The 11,419-nt window shown below is 69.8% G+C and carries 9 protein-coding genes; 2 read left to right on the top strand and 7 right to left on the bottom strand.

The features are described from left to right. Positions 1-559: 559 nt before the first annotated feature. The 6 genes from QP090_RS24010 to QP090_RS24035 form a co-directional block, all read right to left on the bottom strand. Positions 560-1,204: a dihydrofolate reductase family protein gene (locus tag QP090_RS24010; RefSeq protein WP_285941481.1), complete on the bottom strand. Its 645-nt coding sequence runs from the start codon at positions 1,202-1,204 to the stop codon at positions 560-562. A gap of 121 nt (positions 1,205-1,325) precedes the next feature. Then, complete coding sequence (locus tag QP090_RS24015; protein WP_285941482.1) at positions 1,326-2,573, bottom strand: Wadjet anti-phage system protein JetD domain-containing protein; 1,248 nt, start codon at positions 2,571-2,573, stop codon at positions 1,326-1,328. Then, positions 2,570-5,914 (bottom strand): ATP-binding protein, encoded by a 3,345-nt coding sequence (locus QP090_RS24020; RefSeq protein WP_285941484.1) that lies wholly within the window; start codon positions 5,912-5,914, stop codon positions 2,570-2,572. The genes QP090_RS24015 and QP090_RS24020 overlap by 4 nt, the downstream gene beginning before the upstream one ends. Then, positions 5,911-6,582 carry a DUF4194 domain-containing protein gene (locus QP090_RS24025; protein ID WP_285941485.1) on the bottom strand — a complete coding sequence of 224 codons (672 nt, stop codon included), beginning with the start codon at positions 6,580-6,582 and terminating at the stop codon, positions 5,911-5,913. The genes QP090_RS24020 and QP090_RS24025 overlap by 4 nt, the downstream gene beginning before the upstream one ends. Next, on the bottom strand, positions 6,575-8,089 hold the full coding sequence (locus QP090_RS24030; RefSeq protein WP_285941487.1) for a DUF3375 domain-containing protein: 1,515 nt from the start codon (positions 8,087-8,089) through the stop codon (positions 6,575-6,577). The genes QP090_RS24025 and QP090_RS24030 overlap by 8 nt, the downstream gene beginning before the upstream one ends. A gap of 233 nt (positions 8,090-8,322) precedes the next feature. Continuing rightward, complete coding sequence (locus QP090_RS24035) at positions 8,323-8,898, bottom strand: TetR/AcrR family transcriptional regulator (RefSeq protein WP_285941488.1); 576 nt, start codon at positions 8,896-8,898, stop codon at positions 8,323-8,325. Positions 8,899-9,014: 116 nt separating this feature from the next. Between QP090_RS24035 and QP090_RS24040 the strand changes: the two genes are divergently transcribed. Further along, on the top strand, positions 9,015-9,902 hold the full coding sequence (locus tag QP090_RS24040; RefSeq protein ID WP_285941490.1) for an alpha/beta fold hydrolase: 888 nt from the start codon (positions 9,015-9,017) through the stop codon (positions 9,900-9,902). A gap of 102 nt (positions 9,903-10,004) precedes the next feature. Continuing rightward, positions 10,005-10,901: a 5'/3'-nucleotidase SurE gene (gene surE / locus QP090_RS24045; protein WP_285941492.1), complete on the top strand. Its 897-nt coding sequence runs from the start codon at positions 10,005-10,007 to the stop codon at positions 10,899-10,901. A 244-nt stretch (positions 10,902-11,145) separates the two neighbouring features. On the opposite strand, the gene QP090_RS24050 is transcribed toward surE, so the two are convergent. Further along, on the bottom strand, positions 11,146-11,403 hold the full coding sequence (locus QP090_RS24050; protein WP_285941494.1) for a hypothetical protein: 258 nt from the start codon (positions 11,401-11,403) through the stop codon (positions 11,146-11,148). Positions 11,404-11,419 lie beyond the last annotated feature (16 nt).

Below are 11,419 nucleotides of genomic sequence, written 5' to 3' on the forward strand. Positions count from 1 at the left end.
TCGAGGCGCGCTCGATGGTGCGCCTCTCGATTAATGAGTTACGTGACCTGAACTGTGGTAATGCAGCGTGATGGTATTCGTTGATCACGCCCGTGACGACAGGCCTTCGCCGGATGGATCGCAGGTCGTTGAGTTCATATGGCCCCTGGACGGGGCAGAGCTTTGGTGTCCGGGGGACGTTGGTTTCGGGCTTGTGTGACCAGTGACCCTGCAGTGGTCCAGTCACTCTCCCGACACCAGGAGCCCTAAAGCTTTGAAGACCCCATCGAACGCGGCGATGAAGACCGGATCGCGGTCGTTCCACTACGGGCGACGAGGTCACGGTGCCGGCGCAGGATCCTCGCCGGAGTGACCGGGAAGATCCCCGCAGCACAAAGACCAGCTCACAGCACGAAGGGGATTTCCGAGCGGTACACCCATCAGATCACTTAGTTGAGCTGCAATGATATGCGTTCCGACATCATTCAGTGAGTGATATCAATATTGGACAGAAGTCGTCGCGCAGTGATCGAGTGACCGCATGATCAAGTTTTCTTCCCGAACCTGGCACGGGGCGGCTTCAGTCGTCGCGCCCGGCGCCGCGATCGGGTGCGCTCATGTCCCCCGTCCTGGGCGTGCCATCGGCAAGCCCATAGCGCAGGTACACGGTGCCCTTCGGACCGGCTACCGGCGATTCGAGGAGTGTGACGTTCGTGGGCACCGCGCCACCGTCGAACACCTTCTTCCCGACACCGAGCACGACCGGGTGCACCCAGAGGTCGAGACGGTCGAAGAGCTTCTCGCGCATGAGGGTCTGCACCAAGTTCAGGCTCCCGACGACCTTCACGTGCTCGTGCCGGTCACGGATCTCGCGGACCGCGCCGGCCAGGTCCGGGCCGAGCTGTGTGGACCCGGACCACGACAGGTCGGGCCTGCCGCGGGAGGCCACGTACTTCGGGACGCTGTTGAAGAGCGTGGCGATCTCGTTGTCCTCGCCGCCCTCCTGGGACGGCCAGTAGGCGGCGAAGATGTCATACGTCCGCCGGCCGAGCAGGAGGGCGTCCGTACCCTCGTACGCGGCACCGATCTGCGCCCCGGCGACCTCGTCCAGCAGCGGCGCCTGCCAGCCGCCGAACGGGAACCCCACCGGGTCCTCGTCGGGGCCGCCGGGCGCCTGCCCGACGAGATCGAGGGTTGCGAAGAGCTCGATGTGGATGAGGCCCATGTCTTACTCCCGATGAGTCGGTCGTCTCAGTCGGGAGGTAGACCTGCGGGCGCCGGCAGACTCATCGCAGTGACGGCACCCAGCCTCATACTCGTCGACCGTGTGCTGCTCGATCATTGAGTTATGTGGTCTGAGCTGGGGTCATGCGAGGAAATCTCATGGAGACGTCCAGCAGCCGGGTTGCGGCGTGGGCGAGGGGAATGGCCTCCTGTTCGATCCGGCGGAACGGGGTGGGGCCGGCGGTTGCGATGGTGTCGTAGGCGGTCGCCTCAGCTTCGGTGAGGTGCGACAGGGTCACCGAGGAGGACTTGATGGGGCGACCCGCCTTGTCATGGTTCACCCCGTGCTGGGCGTAGCGGTGCAGGTCGCCGGCGTCCATCAGGATCGAGGCGACCGGTTTCGGTGGCGCCTCGTCCGGTGCGGGCTCGGCCAGCGCGGCGCGGAACCGGTCGAGGATCGCGTATCCGTCCGCGTCGATGTCTCCCCAGTAGACGACGTGGTCCGCAGCGTGGATCCAGGGCACGTTCGCGAGCAGGGCCGCGGCCGCCTTGCCGCCGCCCTCGACCACGATCGTGTCCCGCACCGGTGGGAACCAGAGCCGGGAGTCGCGGTTCTCGACGACGAGAACGATCCGCGGCTGGTAGGCGATGTCGTGCGTGTCGCCGGTGGTCCAGGCGTCATGCCTGCGGCGGCCCGACGCGGCGTGGTCGGGGTCGACGTAGGTCAGGTGCAGCACGGCCGGCCGGGACCGGACCTCGTCCCGGACATCGCGTCCGGCGACGTCGCGCAGCAACGCGCCATGGGTGTCGAGCCACTTGGTGTGCATGCCGGGGACCGGGAGTTGACGCGCGGTCCATGCGCCCGCGTCCGGGTGCCGACGCAGCCAGGTCACCGCGCTGAGCAGTACCTCGGTGTCGTCGGCTCCGAGCTGGTAGGCGGCCCGGACGGTGGCCGGGGTGAGGACCGCGCCGATGGACCGCAGCGACGACGCGCGCGCGCGGGCGCGGGCGACGTCCACGGTCGGCGGTTCGGTTCCGGAGACCAGGGCGACGGCGGCGTCCAGGTCCGCGACGAGCGTGGTGGGGTAGTCGTTCGTCACGCCCTGGACGGACATCGGCTTGCGGACGATCACCACGCCCGCGGGGTGCCGGTCGGCGAACTCACGCCAGCGCATGTACCACTCATGCCAGGGGGCGGGCCCGATCCGCGCCACCGCGCTACCGGTCGACACGCCGGGGCGGAGCGGGACGGAGAACGTGACCGGGTCGCCGACGCCGAGGTCGGCGCACACGGCTGCCGCCCACTTCCGGTGGACCATGCGGCGGAGCGACTCGACCGCGTCGGCCGGGCTGATCAGTCGGGGGGTCATGCGTCGGGAACCGCGACGATGGCTTTCGCCCATGACCGTCCCTCGGTGTTCTTGAGGATCAGGTATTCCGCGTCCACGTGGGGTTCGATCGCGCTGTGCTTGTCGTTGGGGGCGCCGATGACGAGTTGGAAGCCCAGCCCGCGCCATGCCCCGATGGCCCGGCCGGTGAAGTGCGCGTCCGCCTTGATCAGCGCCTCGTCGAGGAAGACGGGGGCGTAGCGGGGGCGTTCGGCGCCCGCGTCGCCCAGCTGGTAGCGCAGCGCGGCGCCGACGATGAACGCGACCAGTTCCTGGGACTCACCGCCGGACTTCTCCCCGATGTGGTCGTAGACCGCGACATGCTCGCCGGCGAGGTCGCGCTTCTCCGCGCTGATCCGGACATGGTTGCGCACGTCGATCAGGTCGGCGAAATCAGGCGCGGTGCGGCGGATTCGGTCAATCACCTTGACCATCCGGAGGTAGGCGCGTTCCCGGTCGGCGTCCGAGGCCGCCTTGTCGATGACGGCACGGACGTCGCGCAGCTCCTTGCGGAACCTGCCGCGCACCGCGGAGTGGCTCTCCTGCGGGTCGATGCGCAGCCGGTGGCCGTCGTCGGCGAACGGCAGTTCGGCGAGGATGCGGTTGACCGGGTCGATCCGGTCGCGAATCTCCCGGACGGCGGCGGCGAGCTCGCTGTCCAGACTGGTCAGGTCGTTGCCGGAGAGTTTGAGCAGGCTGTCGCGCCACTCGTTCTCCAGCTCGTGCAGGCCGCTGGTCTCCAGGTCGGTGAGCAGGCGGTCGAAGTCGCGGTAGGAAGCGTCCGGTTCGGTGCCGAGGTTCGGGTTCGGCCAGCGCTCGACGAACGTCGAGAACGTCTCGTGCAGCGCCTTCCGCGACCGGCTGATCGACTCCTCCGCCGACTTTCGGTCGTCGTGCATCCGTTCGACGCCGCGCCGGTGCGCGGCGTCGAACTCCCCCAGCGCCGTCGCGGGGTCGGCGCCGTCCTGAGCATCGTCGAACAGCTCCGCGAGGTACTCCCGGTGTTCGCGGCTCACCTCGGTGCCGGTCGCCGCGGCGGTGTCGAGTGCCCGCTGAGCGCCGTCCACCCCGTCGACGATCGATTCCCATGAGCTGCCGAGCCGCTCAACCTCCTTCTTCTGTCCGCCGATGCGCTCGGTCAGCCCGGCGAACCGTTGCCGGAGCTCCTCCGACTCCCGCTGCAGCCGGTCGATCTCCGGGTTGCCCGCGCGGACCTCGGTGATGACTCGCTCCCAGCGGTCCCGTTCGGCGGCGACCGACTCGACGTCCACCTGGTCCCAGGACAGTTCGGTCACGGTCTGGTAGGCGGTGCGCCTCTCTTCGAACAAGTTGAGGGCCTGCTCCGCCTTCGTCGCCTCCTCGAGGGCGTCATCATGACGTTTCCGGGCGGCGTCGATCCGGGTGCCGAGGTCGGCGAGCAGCCTGGCATTGGTGAATCCCAGCAGGTTGGCCCGGCCGTGACCGCCGTGCGCGCCCCGGCCGCGCTGCGACGTCTGGCCGGTGATCGTGAGCGCCTTGGGGTACTGCACCAGCAGTCTGGGCGCCTCGACGCAGACGAAGTCGAACCCGCGGGCGAGTTCGCTCTTGAGCCAGGCGGTGAACGGCGACGGCCGGTAGTCGAGCCGGCCGGGGAGCGTCTTGTCGTTCAGCCCGACCTCGTCGCGCATACCGGTGCGGACGCCTTCGAACTGGATGCGCCGGGCGACGGGCACCGCGTTGATCGCCTCGCGGAACGCGTTCAGCCGGCCGATGTCGATCAGCATCCGGGTGGCGAACCCGCCGAGCGCCAGGTTGAACGCCTCCCGCCACGGCTCGAACTCCGTGCGCACCTCGATCAGTTCGCCGACGAACGGCAGGTCGTCCGGGGTGAGCCCGGCGGCGTCGGCCAGTCGGTCGCGGGCGGCGTGCAGGTCAGTGGGGATGTTGCCGCGGCGGGCCTTGACCGCGCTGTGCTCGGCGCGCAGCCCGGCCAGATCGCGTCCGGCGGCCTTGCTTTCCGTGGTCGCCTCGGCGAACTCGTTCTGGGCGGTCCTCCTGGCGTCGGAGTCGGCCAGCGCCCGGTGCGCCGTGTCGACCAACGCGGCGAAGTCCTGGCCGGTCGACACGGTGGCGCCGACGGTGCCCAGGACGCGGTCCAACCGCTTCCGTGCGCGTTCGACGTCGGCCAGCCGCTGTTCCGCTCCACGGATCTCCCGGCGCGCGGTGTCCAGCCGGTCGCCGCCGGAGGCGCGCAAGGTGTCGAGCACCGCGTCCCGCTGGGACTCCGCCGCCTTGATCAGCGCGGCTGTCTCCTTCACCTCCTCCTCGGCCCGGCGGCGCCGTCCGGTCAGGTCCCGCTCGGCCGCGCGCAACAGGTCGAGCCGACGTTCATGCCGCCACAGCGCCGCGGGGGACATCGGGTCGGTGAACGATCCGACAGCGTCGATGACCCGCAACCGTGTCACCGCGCGGTCGATGGTGTCCCGGTGGCCGCGGATCGGAGCCAGGGCCCGCACCTGCCGGCGGGCGGTGATCATCCGGTCCCGGGTGCCGGACAGCTCGTCGAACTGCTGCACCACCTCGTCCGCCGTGACCAGGGTGGACGGCTCCTCCAGGACCATCGTCTTGTACAGCGCGTCGACGGTGGTGATCTGCTGACCGGCCTGGATCCTGCCGAGCAGCCCGACCGCCTTGTGCCCGTCCCCGGCGGCGCCGATGCCCAGTGTGGTGTGCAGCCGGGCGGTGAAGTCCCGGTCGGTGCCGAAGCAGGTCACGCCCGTCGCGGTGACCGCGGTGTGGGCGAACCTGGTGCCCGCGGGGTCGTCCAGCTCACGCAGATCGTAGGCGTCGTCCTTGGTGGCGCGGACCTGGACGACGTCGTCGAGGGCGCGCGCCGACGCCGGCACGTACCAGGCCCGGAGCGCGGTGAACACCGCACCGCTCCGGTCGGCCCACGTCATCGCGATCGCCGACCAGGTGTCGCGGCCGTCCCCGCGCAGCACCCGCGACCTCGTCTCACCGCCCGCCCGTGACTCGTCGAGCTTCCCGCGCGCGTAGGAGAGGATGTTGCGCTGGTCCTTGCCCCGGGGCCGACCGACCACCCCGCCGTTGGACGCCCCGTTGAACGGCGTGGTGTGCGGCATCAGCAACGCGATATAGGAGTCCATCAGCGTCGACTTGCCCGACCCGGAACCGCCACTGAACAGGGTCGCGCCGGGAGCGAACCGGACGCGGTGATACCCGTCGTAGCCGCCCCAGTTGACCAACTGCAGGTCCCGCGCCACCCACTGCTGCCCCCGCGATGCCGCCGGGATCAACCCGAACAGCGTGTCGACCATGCTCATCGCGCGACCTCGTTCTGTTCCCGCAGCCACTGGTTCAGTTCGGTGAGCTTCTCGGTGCTCAGCACGACCTCGACCAGCGGCGTGATCCGGTACCGGCCCGCGGACTCCTCCGCGAGCAGGCCCTCGGTGACCAGCCGCTGCACCGCGTTGCGGATCTCGCGCTGGCCGCGGGCAAGGTTGTGATCGTCGGGATCGAAATAGGTCAGCACGGTCTGTTCCAGCTCTTCGATGTCGACCCGCGCGGACGTCTCGCCGGTGCCGCGCTCCCGCTGGAACACGGTCCGCAGGTGGACCAGCACCAGGGTCTCGGCCCGGTTGTAGGGGTCGTCCTTCAGCAGGATCGGGACGTCCAGTTCCGCCGAGCGCACCTGCTGCTTGTAGGCGATGCCCCGGTCGTGATCAACCACGAGCCGGACGAACAGGTCGTGCAATCGCGACTCGATGATCTGCTGGTTCTCCAGCAGCGTGCGCCACTGCGCCGGGCTCTTCTCGGCCACCAGGAACCTGCGTTGCAGCAGCCGTACCAGCACCCGCCGCACGTCCACGTCCAGCGTGCCCCTGTCACCGGCGAACAGTTCGGTCGGGTCGTCCTCCATCGGGACCGGCTCGATGAAGCCGGCCGCCGCGCCGGTCGACCAGCCGTCGTCCGCGCCGTCCGGTTCACTCATCGTCGTCTCCCTGGCGCTCGTCTGCGGCACGCGTCGACGCCGGGTTCGCCGCCAGCACGCCGCCGAACGCCAGCCGTCGCCGCGTCTGGTCGGGCCGAACCACGTCGACCACCGCGACCTCAGCCGTGTCGGTCATTCCGAAGTCATGCGCGATCTCCAGCAGGCCGAGCAGATCCACCGGCCGCCGTAGCCGCTCGGCCGCCGCGCGGAACGCCGCCGCGACGTCGACGCCGTCCGCGTCGCCCGTGAACGCCGCCAGATGCGCGCGCAGTTCGGCGTACTGCGGACCTCCCCATGCCCGGGTGTCCGCGGCCGACATGTCCTCCGCCTCGTCCCATTCCCGCAGCGGCGTGGGCGGCTGGGGCGGCCGAAGGTCGCTCATCGTCTGCCGCAGCTGGCCGACGTCGGCCATCGGCAGGCGGCGTAGCGGGGCGACGACCGTGTTGCGGCGCGAGCCGGGCACCCATGTGTGAAACCCGGACATCACGTCCCGCAGCAGCTCGTCCACCTGGCGGTCCCGCATCGGGTCATGGTTGCGCACCTGCGTGGTGATGACGTGTGACGCCTGCCGTTGCGCGGCCAGCACCTCCTTGACGCCCTGCTCGATCCGGCGCGCGATCTCGGCGAGCTCCCGCCGCTGTGGTTCCGGCATCAGGTCGGTGAACCCGTGCCGCAGCACGGTGCGCAGCAGATTCCACAGATCGTCGATCTGTGCCGGGTCACCGACCAGGCGCAGCGCCCCGGCGAACGCGCGGCCCTCCGGCGTCGCGTCCATGATCTGCCGACCGCGCTCCAGGTACTCGCGCAGCACCTCCCCGGTCGGCCGCACGTCCTGCCGCAGGTCGGCGACGACGTCCCGCTGCATGGCTTTGATCGACTCGGCGACGCGGGCGAAGTCGGCGGGCAGCTCCCGTGCCAGATGCAGCACGTTCTCCGCCGCCTCGAGCAACTGGTCGTCGTCGACGGCGTCAACGACGCCGCCCCGTTCGAGCCGGTCGAGTTCTCGCCGACGCTGATCGATCTCCGTCTGGAGGCGCGCCATCCGGGCCATCACGTCCGGATCCGCGTCCTGCGCGAGCCGCTCGACCGCCTCCAACAGTGTCCGGACCCGGGACTCCGACACCCTGGTCCGCGCCCCGCCGACCCGACCGGCCACCTCGAGCGCACCGACGCCATGTGCGGACAGCCGGTACACCTCGACGTCGTCGGAGACCTGCCGCACCAACCAGCCCGCGTGCACCCACTGCCTGCACAGGTCACGGGCGTTCCCCGAAGGCAGCGGCTGGTCGCCCTCGTAGCCGTGGCCCGCGGCCCGCAACTGGTCGAGGGCGTCGGCGATCTCCGCATGGGCGTCCGCCACCGCCACCGTCGGCCGCTCCGGGGTGAACATCATCGCCAGCACGGTCACCACGAACGGCGCATAGGTCCGGTGGAGCAGATCGAGCATCGGGTTCTGGAACGCCCGGAGCGCACCCTGATACGCGCCCCCCACACCTCGTGTACCCATCGCCGACCAGGGTACGACCTGGGCTCGACGCCACGCACCCGAGCGCCGACACCATCGTCCTCATCTCTACCCGTCGCGCACCCCATGGGACGGTTCGCCGCGTTTACGACTTCATCCGCATCGAGGCGACGGGCAAAGCGTTCGCAGTTCAGACCCGCGGCCCGTGGCGGACGGCGATCCGGGCAGCCTGTCGCGACCGCCGTTGGAGCGCTCCTTTCACCTTCCCTTCTCCGTCAATCGGGGGCGGCGATGTTCGCGCGAAGGAGCGCGAGGAAAGCGCGGAAGAGGCCCGGCATGTCGATGTCGTCGGGAGACAGCAGCCACTGTTGCTGGAGGCCGTCCATGACGGCCAGGAGCAGGGGCGCGGCCTGCTCGGGCGTAACACCGCCGGGCAGCTCGGGACCGCACTCGGCGCGGATCAGTTCGGCCATCCACGCCCGGGACGCGCCGTAACGGTCCCGGAAGAAGTCCGCCGCCGGATGGTCGTCCAGAACGCTCTCCGCGGACAGGACGGTGAACGACTGCACGATCCCGCGCCGCTCTTGGTTGTAGTCGATGAGCGCCGACAACGTGTCCAGAGTGATCTTCCCGCCCGCACCGCCGAGCGCGATCACGTCCAGGCTGCGCTCGTCCCGCATTCGCAGGACCTCGGCCAGCAACCGGCTCTTGCTGGGGAAGTAGTGCAGGACGCCCTGCTGGGACAGGCCGACGCGCTCGGCGACGGCGGCGATCGAGGCACCCGCGTAGCCGCGTTCACCGAAGACCTCCAGGGCGGCGACCAGGATCTCCTCACGGCGGTTGCGGCGCATAACGCTCAGGATAGGCCCGAGTTTTTATAACAAGGAAATCACATACCCTACCGATCACTCGGTAGGTATCGTACCGTGTCGACATTCGCGACGTGCCGCCGACAAGGGACACGAGGATGGATCTGGACCTCGATGCCAAGGCCCACCTTCTGGCGAGGCAGGACATGTCGACGCTCCCGGCGGAGCCGGCACCCGGACTGCGCTCCATCGTGATGTCGGACGGTCCGATCGGCGTCCGCGAGACCGAGTGGTCGCCCGCCGCCCCTTCCTTCGAGACCGAGCGGATGACGGTGATTCGCCTACGGAGGCCCGCCCGCATGAAGTTGAATGTTCACCAACTCGGGGACGGTGACCGCACCGCGATCCTCGTGCACGGCGTCATGTCGTCCGCGCGCACATGGGTACGGGTGGCGCCGCTCCTCGCCGCCCGCGGCTACCGGGTGCTCATGCCCGACCTGCGCGGCCACGGCGCGAGCCCGCATGCCGCCTCCTACACCGCCGAGGACTTCGCCGGCGACCTCGTGGAGTCGCTGCCCGCCGGAGCGGACGTGGCGATCGGCCACTCCCTCGGCGCGCTGTCGCTCTCGCTCACCGTCGCCGAGCTGCGCCCCGCCAAGGCCGTCTACAGCGACCCGGCCTGGACGATCGGCGACACGGCTCCCCTGTGCGACTTCGGCCGCCGGACCAAGACGATGACGCGGGAGGACATCGCCGCCATGAACCCCCGCTGGGCCCTTGAGGACATCGGCGCGGAGAAGGCCGACTTCTCGGACTGGGACGTGAGAGTCATCGATGCGCTCCCCGAGCTCGGCCCCCGCGCTCCCGAACACCCGATCGTCCCCTCCCTCGTCCAGGCCGCCGACCCTAGCTTCGTGGTCTCTCCCGGCCTCGCCGCCACCCTGCGCCATCGTGGCTTCGAGGTACGCGTCGTCCCCCGCACCGGCCACTGCATTCACCGCGACGATCTGGACGCCTTCATGGCGTCCCTCCATGGATGGATCTGAGCCCCCCGGGGCGAGCCGGACGCCGCACCATCCCTCACAGAACCGGGCTTTCCCGAGTTCGGCACAGCCCCTGACACTCCCATCAGACGATCGGAGCCAACGATGAAGAAGACGCTGACCGCACTCGGCCTGGCGAGCCTGGTGCTCGTGGGCACGCCGCCCGCCACCGCCACCGCCACCGCTCCCGCCAAGTCGGAACCCCTGCGCATCCTGCTCACCAACGACGACGGCTACACCGCCCCAGGAATCAAGGCCGTCTACGACAAGCTCACAGCCGCCGGTAACGACGTCACCATCGTCGCGCCCACCGAGAACCAGAGCGGAACCGGTACGGGACAAGCCTTCGGCGGGACCGTCAAGGCGTCGCACGTCTCCGAGGACGTGTGGGCGGTGACGGGCACGCCCGGCGACTCGGTCATGTTCGGGCTGTTCCACGTCTTCAAGGACAAGAAGCCCGACCTCGTCGTTTCCGGAACGAACTTCGGCCAGAACATCGCCGCCCTCGCCAACCATTCCGGCACCCTCGGCGGTGCCGTCTCGGCTCTCGACCACGACATTCCAGCCATCGCGGTCAGTACCGAGTTCTCGCCCGATGGCTCCCCGGAGGCGACGCTCAACGCGCAGCGCCACACCGCCGCATTCCTCGCGGAACTCATCGCCAGCCTGCGCGCGAAGGCCGGCAGGGGCGCCCTGCTGCCCGAAGACGTCGGCCTTAACGTCAACTACCCGATCGTCGGCCCGGACGGCGACCGCCCCGCCACCGACTGGGCGCTGACGAACCAGGACCGGCAGCCGATCCTCGTGCCGTCCTACACCGACAAGGGGGACGGCACCTACGCGATCGGAATCTCCTACGCCCCACGCGAACCGGGCCCCAGGGCCGACCTCGTCGCCCTCGCCGCCGACAAGATCAGCATCACGCCGATCGACGCGAACTGGACCGCCGGCGCCATCGCCTACGGCAGGGCCGGCAGCCTACTCCGGGGCCTCAAGCCCTGACCGAACGCCGCGACAGGGTGCCGGTTGAGCACCACGAAGAAGTTGGACCGAGCATGGCATGGGCCCGCTCAGAGACGCGGGGCAACGCTCGTCGAATTCCGCCCGGTGCACCTCCGGGACACGACGACCCGTACTTCCCCAAGCCGTGGCTGCCTGGGCGATCCCCGCCCTGGGGATCGCCCAGTGCCGTCTCGTGCTCGGCGAGGGCCAGTAGACGCTGGTGACGCTGTGGCTCTGTCCTTGATCACTGGGTGGTGCCGTCGTGGATCGCCGTCCCGGCGTACTCGTCCAGTCGCCCGGACGCGTCGGCGAGGTCGGCGGAGGCCACCACGCAGGCGGTGACGTGGTCGTTCAGCGTGCGGTACAGCCAGGGTGGCGCGGCGTCGTGTGCTCGGAGCCGGACCGCGAGCCGGCGCAGCCGTGCGGCGCACTCGGCGAGCACTTCGGCGTCGGCGCCGAGGACTCGGGCGTGGGCGGTGATGGCGTCGGTGCGTCCGGGCATGGGCTGGCTCCGTGGG

The sequence above is a fragment of the Actinomadura xylanilytica genome (assembly GCF_030283145.1).
In the GTDB taxonomy this organism is placed as follows: domain Bacteria; phylum Actinomycetota; class Actinomycetes; order Streptosporangiales; family Streptosporangiaceae; genus Spirillospora; species Spirillospora xylanilytica.